The sequence below is a fragment of the Nocardioides sp. F233 genome (assembly GCF_057813895.1).
The window spans coordinates 1,098,069-1,115,636 of the sequence record NZ_JBVASH010000001.1 but is presented as its reverse complement, the minus strand read 5'-3'; the positions used below and the strand labels follow the sequence as shown (position 1 = coordinate 1,115,636).

Annotated in this window: 16 protein-coding genes; 3 read left to right on the top strand and 13 right to left on the bottom strand. The window is 71.5% G+C overall.

Going from position 1 to position 17,568, the window contains the following annotated elements; all coding sequences use genetic code 11:
- Positions 1 to 3 precede the first annotated feature (3 nt).
- Entirely contained in the window at positions 4 to 1,131 is a 1,128-nt protein-coding gene (locus ACZYRU_RS05340; RefSeq protein ID WP_488956045.1) for a glutamate--cysteine ligase, read from the top strand.
- 15 nt (positions 1,132 to 1,146) lie between these two features.
- Here ACZYRU_RS05340 and ACZYRU_RS05335 read toward each other — a convergent pair whose 3' ends face one another.
- A complete protein-coding gene (locus ACZYRU_RS05335; protein ID WP_488956044.1) occupies positions 1,147 to 2,622 on the bottom strand; it encodes an FG-GAP-like repeat-containing protein in 1,476 nt (491 codons plus the stop codon).
- 147 nt (positions 2,623 to 2,769) lie between these two features.
- Here ACZYRU_RS05335 and ACZYRU_RS05330 point away from each other — a divergent pair, with 147 nt between their 5' ends.
- A complete protein-coding gene (locus ACZYRU_RS05330; protein ID WP_488956043.1) occupies positions 2,770 to 4,233 on the top strand; it encodes a WS/DGAT/MGAT family O-acyltransferase in 1,464 nt (487 codons plus the stop codon).
- Here the strand turns inward: ACZYRU_RS05330 and ACZYRU_RS05325 are convergent.
- Positions 4,226 to 5,410 (bottom strand): site-specific DNA-methyltransferase, encoded by a 1,185-nt coding sequence (locus ACZYRU_RS05325; protein ID WP_488956042.1) that lies wholly within the window; start codon positions 5,408 to 5,410, stop codon positions 4,226 to 4,228. The genes ACZYRU_RS05330 and ACZYRU_RS05325 overlap by 8 nt on opposite strands.
- A 25-nt stretch (positions 5,411 to 5,435) precedes the next feature.
- Between ACZYRU_RS05325 and ACZYRU_RS05320 the strand changes: the two genes are divergently transcribed.
- Positions 5,436 to 6,032, top strand: a complete 597-nt coding sequence (locus ACZYRU_RS05320; RefSeq protein WP_488956041.1) for a mismatch-specific DNA-glycosylase — start codon at positions 5,436 to 5,438, stop codon at positions 6,030 to 6,032.
- A gap of 212 nt (positions 6,033 to 6,244) precedes the next feature.
- Here ACZYRU_RS05320 and ACZYRU_RS05315 read toward each other — a convergent pair whose 3' ends face one another.
- From ACZYRU_RS05315 to ACZYRU_RS05265, 11 genes are read right to left on the bottom strand one after another with little or no spacing between them, the layout of a single operon-like run.
- Entirely contained in the window at positions 6,245 to 6,886 is a 642-nt protein-coding gene (locus tag ACZYRU_RS05315; protein WP_488956040.1) for a class I SAM-dependent methyltransferase, read from the bottom strand.
- Between the two features lie 35 nt (positions 6,887 to 6,921).
- Positions 6,922 to 7,425 (bottom strand): hypothetical protein, encoded by a 504-nt coding sequence (locus ACZYRU_RS05310; protein WP_488956039.1) that lies wholly within the window; start codon positions 7,423 to 7,425, stop codon positions 6,922 to 6,924.
- The gene (locus ACZYRU_RS05305) at positions 7,422 to 8,048 is read right to left on the bottom strand and encodes a hypothetical protein (RefSeq protein ID WP_488956038.1); all 627 of its coding nucleotides are present in this window, start codon (positions 8,046 to 8,048) and stop codon (positions 7,422 to 7,424) included. The genes ACZYRU_RS05310 and ACZYRU_RS05305 overlap by 4 nt, the downstream gene beginning before the upstream one ends.
- Positions 8,048 to 9,226, bottom strand: a complete 1,179-nt coding sequence (locus ACZYRU_RS05300; protein WP_488956037.1) for an MlaD family protein — start codon at positions 9,224 to 9,226, stop codon at positions 8,048 to 8,050. Before ACZYRU_RS05300 ends, ACZYRU_RS05305 begins: the two co-directional genes overlap by 1 nt.
- Position 9,227: 1 nt before the next feature.
- Positions 9,228 to 10,556, bottom strand: a complete 1,329-nt coding sequence (locus tag ACZYRU_RS05295; protein WP_488956036.1) for an MCE family protein — start codon at positions 10,554 to 10,556, stop codon at positions 9,228 to 9,230.
- Between the two features lies 1 nt (position 10,557).
- Entirely contained in the window at positions 10,558 to 11,589 is a 1,032-nt protein-coding gene (locus ACZYRU_RS05290; protein WP_488956035.1) for an MCE family protein, read from the bottom strand.
- On the bottom strand, positions 11,586 to 12,614 hold the full coding sequence (locus ACZYRU_RS05285) for an MCE family protein (protein WP_488956034.1): 1,029 nt from the start codon (positions 12,612 to 12,614) through the stop codon (positions 11,586 to 11,588). The genes ACZYRU_RS05290 and ACZYRU_RS05285 overlap by 4 nt, the downstream gene beginning before the upstream one ends.
- The gene (locus ACZYRU_RS05280) at positions 12,614 to 13,642 is read right to left on the bottom strand and encodes an MCE family protein (protein ID WP_488956033.1); all 1,029 of its coding nucleotides are present in this window, start codon (positions 13,640 to 13,642) and stop codon (positions 12,614 to 12,616) included. Before ACZYRU_RS05280 ends, ACZYRU_RS05285 begins: the two co-directional genes overlap by 1 nt.
- Positions 13,639 to 14,928: an MCE family protein gene (locus tag ACZYRU_RS05275; RefSeq protein ID WP_488956032.1), complete on the bottom strand. Its 1,290-nt coding sequence runs from the start codon at positions 14,926 to 14,928 to the stop codon at positions 13,639 to 13,641. Before ACZYRU_RS05275 ends, ACZYRU_RS05280 begins: the two co-directional genes overlap by 4 nt.
- Positions 14,925 to 15,779 (bottom strand): MlaE family ABC transporter permease, encoded by an 855-nt coding sequence (locus ACZYRU_RS05270; protein ID WP_488956031.1) that lies wholly within the window; start codon positions 15,777 to 15,779, stop codon positions 14,925 to 14,927. Before ACZYRU_RS05270 ends, ACZYRU_RS05275 begins: the two co-directional genes overlap by 4 nt.
- A gap of 1 nt (position 15,780) precedes the next feature.
- Complete coding sequence (locus tag ACZYRU_RS05265; protein ID WP_488956030.1) at positions 15,781 to 17,556, bottom strand: ABC transporter permease; 1,776 nt, start codon at positions 17,554 to 17,556, stop codon at positions 15,781 to 15,783.
- Positions 17,557 to 17,568: the final 12 nt, after the last annotated feature.

Genomic DNA, 17,568 nt, shown 5'->3' with positions numbered 1-17,568 from the left:
CGCGTGCGCATCGACTTCCACGGCTCGGCCGAGCCGACGCTGGGGGTGGAGTGGGAGTTCGCGCTGGTCGACCGGCGTACCCGCGACCTCCGCAACGACGCCGCCCACCTCTTCGCCCGGGCCAAGCCCCGGATGCCCGCGCCCGGCAAGCTCCACAAGGAGCTGCTCAAGAACACCGTCGAGGTGGTCACCGGCGTGTGCGGCACCGTCGGGGAGGCGATGGCGGACCTGCGCGACACGCTGCAGTACGCCGCCAGCGCCGCCGACGACCTCGACCTGGACCTGTACGGCGCCGGCACGCACCCCTTCGCGGACTGGACCGGGCAGCAGCTGACCGAGGGCAACCGGTACGCCGAGCTGATCAACCGCACCCAGTGGTGGGGCCGGCAGATGCTGATCTGGGGCGTGCACGTGCACGTCGGGCTGCCCGAGAAGGACCGGGTGCTGCCGGTCCTCAACGGCCTGCTGACCTACTACCCGCACCTGCAGGCGCTCTCGGCGTCCTCGCCGATCTGGATGGGTGTCGACACCGGCTACGCCTCCAACCGGGCGCTGATGTTCCAGCAGCTGCCGACCGCGGGCCTGCCCTTTCAGTTCGACAAGTGGGAGGAGTTCGAGCACTTCGCCCACGACCAGCTCACGACCGGCGTGATCGACGAGCTCAGCGAGATCCGCTGGGACCTGCGCCCGGCGATCAAGCACGGCACCCTCGAGAACCGGATCTGCGACGGCGTCTCCACCCTCTCCGACATGCAGGGCCTGGTCGCGCTCATGCACTGCCTGGTGATCTGGCTCGACGAACGGGTCGCCGCCGGCGAGACGCTCACGACCATGCCGCCGTGGCACGTCCAGGAGAACAAGTGGCGGGCGGCGCGGTACGGCGTCGACGCGATCGTGATCCTCGACAGCGACTCGAACGAGCGGCTCGTCACCGAGGACCTCGCCGAGCTCGTGCCGCGCCTGGAGCCGGTCGCGGCCCGGCTGGGCTGCGAGGCGGAGCTGGCGTCGGTGCTGGACATCGCGACCCGCGGGCCGTCGTACGTGCGCCAGCGGGCGGTCGCCGAGAGGACCGGCAACGACCTGGTCGCCGTCGTCGACTCGGTGGTCACCGAGCTGAAGGCCGGGCTCTAGGCACCCGGCCCTCGCTCAGGACTCGGGGAACTCGATCCGGCAGTCGGAGTTCTCGCACGCCGGCGTCTCGGCCCACACGGTCGCGCTCTCGAACACGGTGCCGGTCGACCTCATCACCTGAACGCCGGTGAACTTCGCCTCCTTCAGTGCCTTGACGACGAACACGACGTCACCCCGGCCGTCGCCGTCGACGTCGCTCAGGGTCGCGCCCTGCAGGCTGCGCTGACCGATGGTGGAGGTGCCGGTGAAGCCGGCGACGGCGCGCGGGCGGCCGTCGGCGAGGTCGTAGACGGTGAGCTCGACCTCCTCGTCGTACGAGCTGGCCTGCACCGCGACCAGGCTGGTCGTGCCGTCGCCGGTGACGTCGCCGACGAGGTAGGCGTCGGCGTACAGGTCGTCCTCGGCCACCGCGCCGACCTCGAAGTCCTTGCCGGTCGAGGTGAGCAGCGCGTAGCCCTGCTTGCCGGAGTAGTAGCCGGTGTAGTCCTCGTCCTTGACCTTCTCGGCCGGGAGCCGGGTCCACAGGTCGGCCTTGCCGTCGTGGTCGAAGTCGCCGGCCCGGATCTCGGTCGAGTCGATGGTCGCGTTGGTCAGCGAGGCCCAGCGCACCGGGTCGGCGAAGCCACCCGCACCGTCGCCGAGCAGCACCTGCACCTCGACCGTGCGGTCGTTCGGCCCGACGAGGGCGAGGTCCTGGCTGCCGTCGCCGTCGAAGTCGCCGGCCTGGACGTCGATCTTCGTGCCGAAGTCCTCGAGCGAGGACAGCGCGAGCCGGAAGGTCTGGTCGCCCGGGAACTCCTTGTCGGTGGACGACAGGGTCAGCTGGTTGGCGTCGTCGACGAAGGCCCAGCTCAGCTGCTCGTTGACGCCGTCGTCGTCCCAGTCGAGGTGGAGCTCGTCGGGCTCCTGCGAGTCCTCGACCGCGAGCTCGCTCGTGGCGAACACCGTGCCGTTGCTGCTCGCGGTGACCCGGGTCGTGCTGTCGTAGTCCGGGGAGAAGTAGAAGACCGCGTCACCATGGCCGTCGCCGTCGATGTCGCCCTGGATGGCCTTCGGGTGGTCCTGGCCGCCACCGTCGCCGCCACCGGCGCTCGGGGCCTCCTCCCACGGACGCAGCGCGGCCAGGGTGCCGGCCGCACCGGCGAGCAGGACGAGGACGACGGCCAGCGCGATCCACAGGCCCAGGCGGCTGCGCCGGGGCGGTGTCGGCATCGGGGCGTACGGCGGCTGCGGGCCGCCGTACCCGAGCGACGGGACCTGGCCGTAGCCGGCGGGCGGGGCGACCGGAGGAGCGGCCGGAGGAGCGGCCGGCAGCGGTGTCGGGGGGACGGCGGTCGGCGGGTCCTCCGGCGCCGGCCGGACCCGGGTCGACTCGTCGGCCGGCGCGAACCGGGTCATCGGTCGCCGGTCGGCGGTCCAGTCGGAACCGTCCCAGCGACGCTCCATGCCGTCACCGTCCGGGTACCAGCCGGGAGGGGTGATGTTGCTCAAGGCCTGATCCCATCCGTTCGCGTGCAGCCGGGGCGTTCCTACCCCACCCACGATGGGATCACGCCTTGCCACGCTTGCCGATTCGCTTGTGGCGACCGTCACGACGCGCAAGGATCGGGACCCTCCTGCGACGAAAGGGGCTGCTCCGTGGTCTCCGTTCCCGGCTTCCGCCCGATCGACCCGACCTCCGCGGCCTTCCTGCTCGCCGAGAACCGCAACATGCCGATGCACGTCGGCGGGCTCCAGCTCTTCGAGCCGCCGACGGACGCGGGGCCGGACTACGTCCGGGAGATGTTCGAGTCGATGCGCGACACGGAGCGGATCTCGCCGCTGTTCCTCAAGCACCCGTACCGCTCGGTCAAGACCGGCGGCACCCTGGTCTGGCGCGACGACGAGCAGTTCGACATCGAGCACCACGTGCGGCACAGCGCGCTCCCCCAGCCCGGCCGGGTCCGCGAGCTGCTCGAGCTGGTCGGCCGGCTGCACTCCACGCGGCTCGCCTGGGAGCGGCCGCTGTGGGAGACCCACGTGATCGAGGGCCTCGCCGACGGCCGGGTCGCGATGTACACCAAGCTCCACCACGCCCTCGTCGACGGCATCTCCGCGATGCGGCTGATGGCGAGCACCCTCTCCTCCGACGCCGACCGCCGCAACATGCCCGCCCCCTTCGCCGAGGGCGCCGCCCGCAAGCGCAGGCCCGAGGCCGACGGCCCCGAGTCGCTGCCCGCCGCGGCCGTCGACGCCGCGACCACGGCCGCTCGTACCCTCGCCGACCTGCCCGGTGACGCGGTCCGCACGGCCCTGTCGATCAGCGCCGACGCCGCCGGGATGCCGATGGCGCTGGTGAAGACCCTGCGCAAGGGCCTGAGGAACGAGACCTCCGCCGTCTCCCTCGCCGCACCGCGCACGATCTTCAACCAGTCGATCACCGGTGCCCGGCGCTTCGCCGCCCAGGACTGGCCGATCGAGCGGATCCGCGGCGTCGGGAAGGCCACCGGTACGACGATCAACGACGTCGTGCTCGCCATGTGCAGCGGCGCGATGCGGACCTACCTCACCGAGCTCGACGCGCTGCCGGACCAGTCGATGGTCTCGATGGTGCCGATCGGCCTCAAGGCCAAGCAGGCCGGCTCGGCGTCTGCCGACGGCGGCAACGCCATCGGCTCGGTGATGGTGCGCCTGGCCACCGACAGGGCCGACCCGGCCGACCGGCTGCGCACGATCAGCCAGTCGATGAAGGACGGCAAGGAGGCGCTCTCGTCGATGACGCCGGCGCAGATCGTGGCGATGAGCGCGATCGGCATGGCGCCCTCGATCGTGGTGCCGATGCTGAAGATGCAGGGCATCGTGCGGCCGCCGTACAACCTGATCATCAGCAACGTGCCGGGGCCGCGGGTGCCGCACTACTGGAACGGCGCGCAGCTGGTCGGCAACTACCCGGTCTCCATCCCGATCAACGGCATGGCGCTCAACATCACCTGCACGTCGTACGCCGGCAACATGGGCTTCGGCCTCACCGGCTGCCGCCGCACGGTGCCGCACCTGCAGCGACTGCTGACCTTCCTCGACGACGAGCTCGCCGCGCTGGAGAAGGCGGCCGGCGTCAGCTGAGCTCGGCGAAGCCGCCGCCGACCCGCTCGGCGACGGCCTGCAGCCGGGCCCGGGTCACCGAGGAGACGGTCGGGTGGCCGGCGCGCTCGGCGTTGGAGCCGGTACGGGTCGGCTCGGCCGAGTTGACCGAGAGACAGGTACGGCGCCCGCCGTCGGCCGCGTTGGCCAGCGCGACCGCGTGCCCGGTGGTGCCGGACCCGGCGAAGTAGTCGAGGACCCGGGCGTCGTCGGGCATGGTGCCGACGACCCGGAGCAGCAGGCCGGTCGGCTTCGGCGACTCGAAGACGTGGCCGACCAGCTCCTTGAGCTCGGCGACCGCGGTGTCGGTGGAGCCGACCTCCTCGGCGAGCCAGATGGTCGGCAGCTTCTTGCGGCGCCCGCCGACGGGGTGGCGCCAGTCGCGCTGGTAGACGTCGACCCGCTCCCCCCGCGCCCCGCGCACGACCCGGCACTCGAGGTCGTCGGGCCGCTCGTCGATCCGCGGCCGGGACCAGCGCCACACGGCCGGCGTACCGTCCCCGAAGACCGGCTTGATCTCCTCGGCACCCTCGAACGGCGTCGTGGCAACGCGGCCCGTCGCCGGGTCACCCCAGACCGGGAAGTGCAGGGTCGGCGTGGAGAGCGGGTTGAACTTCTTGTTGGTGTTGCGCAGCGGCAGTCGCCGGTAGCGCCGGCCGTCGGGCGCCTCGACCGGGAAGTCCTCCTCGACCACGGTCGTCGCCGACGTCGCGTCGAGCACGCAGCGGGCGGCGTCCTTGGCGTAGACGAGCAGGTACTCGTGCGAGGTCGCGAACCCCTTCCCCAGCTGACGGCCCTTCGGGTTGAGGTTGACCACGACCTGGGCGAGGAAGTTCGCCTCGCCGTACACCTCGTCGAGGAGCAGCCGCAGGTGAGCGACCTCGTGGTCGTCGATGCTGACGAAGAGCGCGCCGGTGTCGGCGAGCACCCGGTGCCCGGCCTCGATCCGGGGCCGCAGGTACGACACCCACGCGACGTGCCGGCCGGCCGCGCCCGCGCCGCGCTTGCCCCGGAAGTCGTCGTGGTAGGCGAAGTCGTTGCCCGTGTTGTAGGGCGGGTCGAGGTAGATCAGGTCGTACGACGCGCCTGGCAGCGTGGCGAGGACGTCGAGGTTGTCGCCCTCGACGAAGGTGTTCCACGGTGCCGGCTCGTTCGCCACGGGCTCATCGTGACAGGCTCGCGGTGTGGCGCGCCGTACCTTCTCCCGAGCCGAGCTCGAGTCCTACCGCGACGCCGTGGTCCCCGACCTGCTCCCCAACGCGCCCGGCCAGGTGCTCAAGCTGCTGTTCGTCGGCATCAACCCGGGGCTGTGGACCGCCGCGACGCAGACCCACTTCGCCCACCCGGGCAACCGGTTCTACCCGGCGCTGGTGCTCGGCGGCGTGATCACCGAGCCGGTCGACCCGGCCGACGGGATGACCGACGTGGACCGGACGACGATGCGCGAGCGTGGCATCGGGATCAGCAACGTCGTGCACCGCGCGACCGCCAAGGCCTCCGAGCTCTCTGCCGAGGAGCTGAGGACCGGCGGCCAGCAGCTGGTCGAGCTGGTGGCCCGCGAGCGCCCGAAGGTCGTGGCGATCGCTGGGATCACGGCGTACCGCACCGCCTTCGGGCTCCCCAAGGCCGTCCCCGGCCGCCAACCCGACACGATCGACGACCTGTGGTCCGGCGCCGAGCTGTGGGTGGTGCCCAACCCGAGCGGCCTCAACGCCCACGAGACCGTCGCGTCGCTGGCCGCGGCCTACCGCGAGGTGGCGCTGGCGGCCGGGGTCATCTGACCGCCGCTCGCTCGCTTGTAACTAAGGGTTACGTGCAGGATTTCGCTGCAACAGCACCGAGGCAGTAACCACACCGCCCGGGTAGTCGTGCTCCCAGGGCACGGGACGCGATGCGACGCCACTCTCTGCGCATCGTGGGCGCACGGGGCCTTCTACCCGGGCGGTGTGGCCACTACCCGGGCGCTGTTGCAGTGGTTTTCGTGCTGTAACCCTTAGTTACAAGCGGTCGCGGCGCCCACGACCATCGGGGTGATCCGGGCGGGCGGCCCGGGCATCCGCAGGTGCTCGACCTCGGTGACCTCGAGTGGCGAGCGGTCGAGCAGGCCGAGGAAGTCGCGGTTGAGGTGGCAGCCGTCGGCGATCCGCGACTGCAGCGGCGTCGCGACCTCGTGCAGCACGCGGAGCAGGCCGGTGCCGCGGACGTGCTCGTGGAACAGGAACGTCCCGCCGGGCCGGGTGATCCGGGCGAGCTCGGCGAGCGCGGCCTCGGGCCGGTCCAGGGAGCAGAACACCAGCGACGCGCTGACCGTGTCGAAGGACCCGTCCTCGAACGGCAGCGCGTAGGCGTCCCCGTCGACGATCTCCCAGGCCCGGGCCTTGATGTCGGCGGTACGACGCTGCAGCTGCTTGCGCAGGCCGGGGTTGGGCTCGACCATGACCAGCTCGGTGACCGCCGTCGTGTAGTGCGGGACCGAGAACCCGTTGCCGGTGCCGAGGTCGAGCACCCGGCCGTGGGCGCGGGCGAGGTGCCGGGCGCGGATGCCGGCCTGGCCGGCGTCCTCGGCGCGTTGCATCAGGTCGGGGTACCAGCGTGCGAAGAACCGCTGGCTGCGGGTGCCGGGACCGTCGGTCATGCGGGCGACGCTACCGAGCGTGCCGGCTCGCCGCCTCACAGCGGCTCGATGCCGCTCACCTTCCAGGTGTCCCCGGTCTTCGTGGCGCGCACCGAGAGCTGGGCCGCGGAGACCGCCGACTCCTTGTCGGTGGCCCGTTGCGAGGCCTGGTCGAGGAACACCAGCAACGTGGCGGACCGTGCCGTGAGCTCCTTGACCGCGGCGACCTGCACCTGGGCGGTGAGCACCAGCTGCTGGCCGGGCGCCTTCTCCTGGAGCGCCGCGAAGAGCAGGTCGTACTGCTCGCGTGCCTTGCCGTCGAGCAGGTCGTCGGCAGCCTGCTGGGTCGGGTCCGGGTTCGCGTAGTCGAAGCTGAACACCCGGACCAGGGCGGAGGACACGGCGGACTGCACCTCGGTGGTGGAGGCGGCGTCCACGACGGCGTGGTTGCCGACGTTGTCCCTGCCGCGGGCCACGTCGGCCTGCCGGAAGGCGAGGGCGGCCGCGGCGAGGAGGAGCACGGTGAGCACGAGAGCCCCGTGCCGGCGTACGACGTTCACTTGATCTCCACCGCCACCTGGTCGAGGCCCTCGAGGAGCCAGCGGTCGCCGACCTTGACCAGGTCGGCGGCGAACCTGTTGCGCTTCACGCTGGGCGCGGCCGACGGGTCGGCGTCGTTGCGGACCGTGACCTCGACCGACGCGATCACCGTGGCGGTGCTGGCGGTGAGGTCGAGGACGGCGGCGTCGACGACCTTGCCGGTCGAGACCATCTGCTGGTCGGCCATCAGCTTGCGGGTCTCGTCGTCGGTGGCCGCGATCTGGTCCTTGAGGGTGCCGGTCGTGACGTCCTGCCACTTCTCGAGGCCACCGTCGACGTCGTCGTGGTCGAGGGTGTTCATCGTCTCGATGTGGCTGCGGGCGGTGATCAGCACCGTGTCGCGCAGCGCGGCCCGCGTCACGGCCGCCTCGTCGTGGTTGCCGGCGCGCTGCCAGGCGACCACGCCGGCGACCAGCGCGACCACGGCCAGGACCAGGACCAGCAGGCCCAGCTCGATCGAGCGGCGTCCGGAGCGGTCCGGTGCCTCCGCCGTCACAGAGGCCGGCTCCTTCCGGGGGGTCTGCTCCGGAGCGTCCTCGTCGCTGATGCCGATCTCCTCCACGTCGTACCCGAACCCGCCCATCACCGACCGCCTCCCAGCAGGTCGTCGAGGTCATCGACGAGGTCGACGTCGGCCGGGCGCTGGCCGCTCCCGCCGCCGGTGCCCCCGGCCACGGCCTGGGGGCCGCGCACATTGCCCTCGACACGTGGCGCGGTGCAACCCGCCCGCCGGTTGAGCGGTGGCCCCTCGGTCGCGTCGGTGCCCCGGCGCAGGGTCGTGCCACTGTAGCCAGTGGTGCAGGGCAGCGGGTTGAAGAAGGTCGGCACCATGCCGAGGTTGACCCCGCGGCCGCTGGTGGTGGCCCAGCCGATGCTGACCGCCTCGGGAAGCCGGATCAGCGCGTCCCGCACCGCGGTGGCGTTGGTCCCGAAGACGGTCGCGGTCGGGATCAGGTTGTCCATCAGGTTGGACAGCGGCCGGCCGACGTCGCGGACGAGCAGGCTCAGCTGCTGCGCGGCCCCGGGGGTCGCCGCGATCAGGGTACGCAGGTCGGTGTCGGAGTCGGCGAGGGCCTTGGCGAGCAGCGCGAGGTCCTCGCTGTAGGAGCTGATCGCGGTGCTGGAGTCCTCCTGGGTCGCCAGCACCCGGTCGGCGTTGCGGATCAATGAGGCGCTGACCAGGAAGTTGTCGTCGGCGGCCTGCTGGAAGTCCCGTGCGGTCTCGAGCAGCCGGCCGAAGTCCTGGCTGATGCCCTGCGAGAGGAGGTAGCTCTCGTCGACGACGGTGGTGAGCGAGTCCGAGGGCACGGACGCGACCAGGTCGCGGCTGGCCCGCAGCACCTCGGAGAGGTCCTCCGGCAGTGCCTCCCGGCCGGCGCTGAGGTGGTCGCCGTCGGCCAGCAGCTCCTCGGTCGACGTGCCCTCCAGGTCGAGGTACTGCTCGCCGATCGCGGACCGGTTGCGGACGCGCGCCGTGGAGTCGGCGGGGATGTCCGGTGCGTCCGGCCGGATCTCGGCAGTCACCTCGACCCCGTCGTCGGTGGGCTCCATGGCGGTCACCCTGCCGACCTGGACGCCGCGGTAGGTGACCTCCGAGTGGACGAACAGCCCGCCGCCCTCGGGCAGGGACACGGTGACCCGGTAGCCGTCGGAGAAGGGCGTGAAGCCGACGTACGACGCCCCGAGGTAGCTGGTGCCGAGGAGCGCGACCAGCACGAACAGGCCGAGCTTGACGTGGACTCCGCGGGTGAGCTGCTGCACGTCACTCGCCTCCTTCGTTGCTGGCCGAGCCGCTCGCCGAGCCGCTGGGCGACCCGCTCGCGGTGTCGCTGGACGAGCCGCTCGGTGAGCCACTGGCCGGGGAACCGCTCGGGGACCCGCTCGCCGACCCGGACGAGGACGGTGTGCCCGGCAGGATCGAGGGCCCGGGCACGGTCGGCGTGCCGGTCGTCGGTGTGGCGCTGTCCGTGGACGGCAGCAGGGTCGGCGGCGCGTCCCCGGGGAGGGAGAGGTTGCGGGAGCGCGACGCCGACCCGCCACCTGCCGTGGGCTGGGGCCACGAACAGCCAACCGCCGCACAGCCCGCAGGAAGGGTGCGGAAGTTGGTGGTCATGAAGACGTTCAGGTAGTCGCCGCGGATCGCGCCGAGCACCGAGTCGGGGAACGGATAGGTCAGCAGTATCTCGAGGGAGTACGGCAGGTCGGCACCGGCCTTCGCCAGCTCCGAGAGGATCGGGTCGAGGGCCCGCAGGTCGCGGACCATGTCCTTCTGCGAGGCGTTCAGCGTGCGGACGGTGACCTTCGAGAGCCGGTCGAGCGACTGCAACATCTTGGTCAGCTGGGGCCGCTGCTCGACGAGCACCTTCATGCCCGGCGACAGGTCGTCGAGCACCTTCGCGATCTGCTCGCGGTCCCCGTCGAGCGACGTGGAGAGCCGGGCCAGGCCGTCGATCGCGCCGGTGATGGCGTCCTTGCGCTGGTCGAGGACTCCGACGAACCGGCCGAGCTGGTCGAGGAACTCCCGGACCTCCTCGGTCCGACCGGCACCGACCTGCTGCAGCTCGCGGGAGATCTCCTGGAACTGGCCGACCCCGCCGCCGTTGAGGACCAGGGACAGCGCGCCGAGGACCTGCTCGGCCGTGGCGGCGGCGTCGGTGTCGGCGGAGGTGAGGACGGCGTGGTCGGCGAGCCGGCCGGACGCCGGCATGTTCTCGCCGCCGCCCTCGGGCCGGACCAGGGCGACGTACTTCTCCCCCAGCAACGAGGTCTGCTGCAGCCGGGCCGTCGTCGCCGACGGGAGGTCGACGTCGCGACGCACCTGCATGGTCACGACGGCGGTGCGACCGTCGTCGCCGAGGTCGATGTCGGTGACCCGGCCGACGGCGACGTTGTCGACCTTCACGCTCGACTGCGGCACCAGGTCGAGGACGTCGGCGAACTCGGCGGTCACCGTGATCGGGTCCTTGCCGAGATCGGCACCGCCCGGCAGTGGGGCGTCGTAGACACCGCCGCCGAGGACACCGCAGCCGCTGACCGCGAGAGCGAGAACGGCGACCAGCGCAGCCGTCGTACGACGAAGGGGGGTGCGCACCTCACTCACCCCCGTCCAGGCCGGGCAGCAGCACCGGCGGCGCATCGTCGGACGTACGCGCGGACTTGCCGTCGTCGCTCCACAGCGTCAGCTCGTTGAGGTTGCCGCGGCCCTGGAGCGTGTTGGAGGTCGGGTCGTAGGTGTTGACGAAGTTCTGCAGCGCGAGCGGGATGGTGCGCACCGCCTCGGCCAACGACTTCTGCTGGTTGACCAGCACCTGGCTCGGCCCGCGCAGCCCGTCGACGCTGCGCTTGAGGGCGCCGCGGTTCTCCTTCACGAAGCCCTCGAGCAGCGCGAGGGCCTTGCCGAGCTCGGTGATCGCCGAGGTGAGGTTCCCGCGGTCCTCGGACAAGTACTGTGCGACGACGGCGAGCTGCTGGTTGGCGCCGGCCACGCCCTGGTCGTGGTCGAGCAGGGTCTGGTTGAGGGTGTCGAGGTTCTCGACGGTGGCGAAGAAGTCGTCGTCGACGCCGGACACGGTCGCCGAGGCCTTCGAGAAGTCCCGCAGCATGGTGTTGATCGAGGACCCCTGCCCGTCGAGGTTCTGGGCGACGGCGTCCAACAGGTCCGAGAGCGCGCCGTCGCGGTTGGCTCCGTCGGGGCCGAGGGTCTCCCCCACGTCGGCGAGGCTCTTGTAGAGCTGGTCGATCTCCACCGGGACCGCGGTCTTCGTGATCCGGGCCCCGTTCTTCAACGCCGGGCCGCCGACCCACGGCGTGGTGAGCTGGACGTACCGATCGCTGACCAGGGTCGGCGCGACGATCACGGCACCGGTGCCGCGGGCGGCCTTGCGCCCGTCGTCGAGGCGCATCGTGACCCGGACCTTTCCGCCCACGGGGTGGACCTTCGTGACGGTGCCGACCGGGACGCCGAGCACCTGGACGTCGGAGCCCGGGTAGAGGCCGACCGCGGAGTCGAAGTCGGCTGTCAGCTCGGTGCCGGGGCGCAGCATCCGCACCCCCACCACCGCCGCGGCGACGAGCAGCACGAGGCCGGCGGCGAGAGCCGTCCAGCGCAGGGACCGGGACTTCATGAGCCACCTCCGGGTCGGCAGTCACGGACCACGTCGTTGTCGAGGACCGGCGCGCCCTGCGCGTCGAACAGGCCGCAGATGTAGGAGTCGAGCCAGCGGCCGTTGCCCATCGCGGCGGTGAGCATCCGGTAGTAGGGGCCGAGCACCTCGAGCGCGTCGTTGAGGTGCTTCTGGTTGCGACGCAGCATCGCCGCGACCTGATCGAGCTTGTCGAGCGCCGGCTTGAGCTGCGCCTGGTTGTCGCGTACGACGCCCGCGAGCTCGCGCCCGAGCGTGGTCGTCGACCGCAGCAGCTGCCGGATCGACTCGCGCCGGTTGGCCAGCTCGGTGAGCAGCAGGTTGCCGTCGTCGACGAGCTTGCCGATCTCGTCGTTGCGGGCGGCAAGGGTGTCGGTGACGCTCGACGTGGAGCGGAACAGCCTGGCCAGCTCCTCGTCGCGGCTGGAGATCGTGTGGGAGAGGCGGGTCAGCCCGTCGACCATGCCGCGCACCGACTCCGGTGTGTTCGCGAAGACCTGCGACAGGGTGGCCATGCTCTGCTCGAGCTGGCCGGTGTCGATCTCGCCGATGGTCGAGGACAGGTCGGAGAAGGCCGCGTTGACGTCGTACGGCGTCGTGGTGTGCTCGAGCGGGATCGGCGCGTCGAGCGTCTCGGTGCCGAGCGGGTCGACGGAGAGGTACTTCTGGCCCAGCAGGGTCTTGATCTTGACCGCCGCGGTCGACTCGCTGCCGATCTCCACGCCCTTGGCCCGGAAGCTGACCAGCACCTTGTCGCCGACGAGGTCGACCCCGGTCACCTTGCCGACCTTCACCCCGGCCACGCGGACCTCGTCCCCGGCGCGGAGGCCGGCGGCCTCCGCCAGGTAGGCCTGGTGCTTGTCGCCACCGCCGACGACCGGCAGGTCCTCGGCGTAGAACGTGGCGAAGAAGGTGGCGACCAGGGCCGCGATACCGATCACGGCGATCACGACCCGGTTCCGCTCGGCGAACGCGGTCGGGAACCGTCGCTGCGTGCGCGCGGCCATCAGCGGCACCTCCCCGCGACCGGCTGCACGCCGAGGTCGCCGTAGTAGCCCTCGGGCAGGGGGATCCGGCCCTTGATCGAGCAGAGGTAGAAGTTGACCCACGAGCCGTAGCTGGCGATCTTCGCGAGCCGCTCCACCTTCGTCGGCAGGGTCGCCAGCGCCTTGTCGATGACGTCCTCGTTGTCGGCCAGCACTCCCGACAGGTCGCCGAGCGCCTTGATCGAGCGCTTCAGCGGGGCGCGCCCCTCCTGGAGCAGATCGGCGACGCTCTCGGACAGGTCGCCCATCCCGTCGATCGTCGAGCCGATCGTCGTGCGGTCCGCGGCCAGGCCGCTCACCAGCTGCTGCAGGGTGACCAGCGTGGTGTCGAGCTGACCGGAGCGCTCCTCGACGACGCCGAGGACCGAGGACAGGTTGGTGACCAGCTGGCCGATCACCTGGTCGCGGTCGGCGAGCGTCGAGGTGAGGCTGGCCGTGCTCTTGAGCAGCCCCTCGACCGTCGGCCCCTCACCCTGGAACACGGCGATCACCTGGGCGCTGAGGTTGTTGACGTCCTCGGGGTCGAGCAGGCGGAACAGCGGCTGGAAACCGTTGAAGAGCACGGTCAGGTCGAGGGCCGGCTGCGTGGCGTCGAGGCCGAACACGTGGCCCGGGGCGAGCCGCCTGCCCGTGACGTCGCCGGGCTCGAGGGCGACGTAGCGCTGCCCGACGAGGTTGCGGAAGCGCAGCAGGGCGCGGGCTCCGGTGCCGAGTGGTGCGGTGTCGGCGACGGTGAAGCGCACCCGGGCGACCCGGTCGTCGCTCACCTCGACGCCGGTCACGGTGCCCACCTTGACCCCGGCCATCCGCACGTCGTCGCCCTTGTTGAGGCTGGTGGCGTCGCTGAACATCGCGACGTACTCGTTCGAGGGGCCGGCCGCGCTGTTGCGGATGGTGCCGGCCAGCGCCAGGGTGGCGAGCACGGTGACAACGGCGAACACCAGTGACTTGGTGAGCGTCAGCGCCAACCCGCTGCGGGGACTGCTCATCGGACCTCCACCTCCGCGCCCCGCAGCAGCGGCCCGACCAGCAGGCTGCTCCACGTCGGGTAGTCGACCGGGCTGACCCCGGCCTCCGGGGCCATCAGCTCGGCGATCAGCCGGTTCTCGGCGGGCGAGTTCGCCTCGCCCAGCCCGGCGGCCTCGGCGAACACCTGCTGCACGCGGTCGCTCGGCGGCGGCAGGATCTGCGCGGGCGCGCCGTCCCTGCCGCGTGCGGCGACGGGCTTCACGCTGCCGTCCTGGTAGGGGCAGCGCGGTGCGCCTGTCGTGCGGTACGTCGGGTCGTCCTTGCCGAGCACGTAGCGGCCCCGGTCGGGCGTCACGTTGAGCACGACGTGGATCCCGGGCTCGTCGGTGCCCTTGCCGAGCGTCTTGTCCATCACCGGGATGAAGGCCCGCAGGGACGTGAACAGGCACGGGAACTGCACGGCGTACGGCGCGATCGCCTCCAGCGCCTTCCGGCTCTCCTTCGACAAGGTGATGACGGTGCCGGAGTTGGCGACCAGCCAGCCATTGGTGTCGTCGGCCGCCACGATCACGCCCGCGAACAGCTTCGTCATCGACGTGCGCTCGTCCACCAGCGTGCGCGAGGTGGTCGTCATGGAGTCGAGCGCGTCCACGAGGTCGGGGGCCGCGTCGGCGTAGGTCTGCGCGACCCGGCCGAAGGCGGCGAGGTCGTCGGCGAGCTGCGGGGTGAGTGGGTTGAGCTTCTCGAGGTACCTGCCCCACGCGACGACGGTCTCGCCGATCGTGCCTCCCTGGCCACGCAGCATCAGCGCGAGCTCGCCGAGCGTGGCGGACAGCTTGTCGGGCTGGATCGCCTGGAGCACGGGCAGCAGCTGGTCGAACAGCTCCTCGACCTCGACCGCCGCGCTCGACGAGTCCTGCTCGATCGTGTCGCCCGCCTCGAGGGTGGCACTCCCCTGCCGGGGTCGCACGAGCGCGACGTACCGCTCCCCGAAGAGGGTCTTGGGCAGCAGCCGGGCGGTGGTGCCGACCGGCAGGTCGTCGAGCACGTCCGGCTCCAGCGCCAGGGTCAGCGACGCGCCGTCGGCGCGGGGCTCGATCGCGCTCACCTTGCCGACCGGGACGCCGTTGAGCTTCACGTCCGATCCCTTCTGCAACGCGCTGCCGACGGTGCGGGTGGTCAGCGTGATCTCACTGCGCTCGACGAACACCTGGTTGTAGGCCAGCCAGGTGCCGAGGGCGAGCGCCAGCACCACGACGCCGTACCCGACGCCGAGGAGGAGGTCGCGGATCCGGCCGGCGCTCATCCGGCGATCCTGACCGTGGTGGTCGTGCCCCACATCGCCATCGACAGGGCGAGGTCGAGCACGGCGACGACCACGAGGGTGCGGCGCACGGAGCGGCCGACGGCCATCCCGACCCCGGCCGGCCCGCCGCGGGCGAAGTAGCCGAGGCGGCAGTGGATCAGGATGACCAGCACCGCGAAGACGAGCACCTTGCCGAAGCTCAGCAGGATGTCGACGGGTGGCAGGAAGAGCTGGAAGTAGTGGTCGTAGGTGCCGGCCGACTGGCCGCGCAGCTGCACCGTGACCAGCCGGCTTCCGGCGTACGACGTCAGCAGGCCGATCACGTAGAGCGGGATGATCGCGATGAACCCGGCGACGAGGCGCGTCGACACGAGGAAGGGCACGGCGTCGAGCCCGATCACCTTGACGGCGTCGATCTCCTCACTGATCCGCATCGCACCGAGCTGGGCGGTGAAGCCCGCTCCGACCGTGGCCGACATGGCGAGCGCCGCGACGAGCGGCGCGATCTCGCGGGTGTTGAAGTAGGCGGAGATGAAGCCGCTCAGCGCGGAGGTGCCGATCTGGTCGAGGGCGGAGTAGCCCTGCAGGCCGACCACCGTGCCGACGAAGATGCTGATGCCGGTCATCACGCCGACGGTGCCGCCGATGACGGCGAGCGCGCCGGTGCCGAAGCTGACCTCCGACAGCAGCCGCCAGACCTCCTTCGGGTAGAGCCGCACCGCCGTCGGGATCCCGGCGAGGGCCCGGCCGTAGAAGCGGATGTCGCGGCCCGACTGCACGATCCGGTCGAGGCGGCGGTCCCACCACGGCCGCTTGGCCGCCGTGACCGGGGGTCGGCTGGCGATCGCCATGTCAGGCTCCCTTCCCGGGCACCAGCTCGAGGTAGAGCGTGGTGACGACGAAGTTGACGAAGAACAGCAGCAGGAAGGTGACGACGACCGACTGGTTGACCGACTCCCCCACGCCCTTCGGTCCGGGGCGGGTGTTGAGGCCGCGGTAGGCCGCGACGACACCAGCGAGGAAGCCGAAGATCACGGCCTTGATCTCGCCGACGACGAGGTCCGGGATCTGGGCGAGCGCGGTGAAGCTGGCGAGGTAGGCGCCCGGCGTACCGCCCTGCACGACGACGTTGAAGAAGTAGCCGCCGAGGACGCCGACGACCGAGACCAGCCCGTTGAGGAGCACGGCGGCCATCACGCAGGCCAGCACCCGGGGTACGACGAGCCGCTGGACCGGGTCGACGCCGATCACCCGCATCGCGTCGATCTCGTCGCGGATCGTGCGCGACCCGAGATCCGCACAGATGGCGGCACCTCCCGCTCCCGCGATCACCAGCGTCGTCACGATCGGCGCCGCCTGCTGCACGACGGCGAGCACCGAGGCCGCGCCGGTGAAGGACTGGGCGCCGACCTGGACGGTCAGGGTGCCGAGCTGGAGCGCGATCACCGCGCCGAACGGGATCGCGATCAGCATCGCCGGGATCCACGACACGCTGGTGACGAACCAGAACTGGTCGAGCAGGTCGCGCGCCGAGAACGGCCGGCGGAACGCGGACCGGACGGTGTCGAGGCCGAGCGCGAAGAAGGCGCCGGTCTGGTCGAGGGCTCGGGTCACCGGGTCCGGACGGACGACGGCAGGGGGTCGGTCCGCCTCCTCGTCGTCGGCGACGTACAGGCTCGCCTGGCCGCTCGCGACGCGGCGCGCGTGCCGCTCGGTCGCGGGCCGCGGCCGCCCGCTGGCGGGAAGCAGCTGGCGGGGCAGCACCTCGATCGCGCGGGCGCCCGCACGCACCATCGTCGGCGCCCCGGACGGCCCGTCGACCGGGTAGCCGTAGTCGTCGAGCAGCGGCGCGGTGCTGGAGTGGTCGACCTCCTCGCTCATCCCGATCGGGCCGACCGGGTCGCCGGCCATGAACTGCGACACGACGGGGTGGTCGGTGAGCAGGAACTGCTCGCGCGGGCCGTACATCACCAGCTGGCGGCGGTAGAGCATCCCGAGGTTGTCGGGCAGGGTGCGGGCGAGCTCGATGTTGTGGGTGACGACGAGCATCGTCGCGTCGGTCTGGGCGTTGACGTCGAGCAGCAGCTGGGCGAGGTTGGCCGTGCGCACCGGGTCCAGGCCGGAGTCCGGCTCGTCGCACAGGATGATCTCGGGCTCGGTGACCAGCGAGCGGGCCAGGCCGGCCCGCTTGCGCATACCGCCGGAGATCTCGCCGGGCAGCTTGTGCTCCTGGCCGAGTAGGCCGACCATGTCGAGCTTCTGCATGGCGATCTCGTGCACCTGCGTCTCGTTCATCCGGGTGTGGGCGCGCAGCGGGAAGGCGACGTTGTCGTAGACGCTCATCGAGCCGAACAGCGCGCCGTCCTGGAAGAGCACGCCGAACTTCTTGCGCAGCTCGAGCCGGTGCGACTCCTTGGCCGTGACCATGTCGACCCCGTTGACCAGGCAACGGCCGGCCTCCGGGCGCAGCAGGCCCATCAGCGACTTGAGGAAGACCGACTTGCCCGTGCCCGACGGCCCCAGCAGTGCCGTGATCTCGCCCGGGGGGAGGGTGAGGGTGACGTCGCTCCAGATGTTCTGGGACCCGAAGCTCTTGGTGAGTCCGGTGACCTCAACGGTGCCGCCCATGGCGGGCCTCCT

Excerpts from the sequence above, each read along its gene's own strand:
- ACZYRU_RS05315 (WP_488956040.1), bottom strand. The coding sequence starts at position 6,886 with ATGACCGACGGTCCCGGCACCCGCAGCCAGCGGTTCTTCGCACGCTGG.
- ACZYRU_RS05305 (WP_488956038.1), bottom strand. The coding sequence starts at position 8,048 with ATGGGCGGGTTCGGGTACGACGTGGAGGAGATCGGCATCAGCGACGAG.
- ACZYRU_RS05290 (WP_488956035.1), bottom strand. The coding sequence starts at position 11,589 with ATGAAGTCCCGGTCCCTGCGCTGGACGGCTCTCGCCGCCGGCCTCGTG.
- ACZYRU_RS05285 (WP_488956034.1), bottom strand. The coding sequence starts at position 12,614 with ATGGCCGCGCGCACGCAGCGACGGTTCCCGACCGCGTTCGCCGAGCGG.
- ACZYRU_RS05280 (WP_488956033.1), bottom strand. The coding sequence starts at position 13,642 with ATGAGCAGTCCCCGCAGCGGGTTGGCGCTGACGCTCACCAAGTCACTG.
- ACZYRU_RS05275 (WP_488956032.1), bottom strand. The coding sequence starts at position 14,928 with ATGAGCGCCGGCCGGATCCGCGACCTCCTCCTCGGCGTCGGGTACGGC.
- ACZYRU_RS05270 (WP_488956031.1), bottom strand. The coding sequence starts at position 15,779 with ATGGCGATCGCCAGCCGACCCCCGGTCACGGCGGCCAAGCGGCCGTGG.
- ACZYRU_RS05265 (WP_488956030.1), bottom strand. The coding sequence starts at position 17,556 with ATGGGCGGCACCGTTGAGGTCACCGGACTCACCAAGAGCTTCGGGTCC.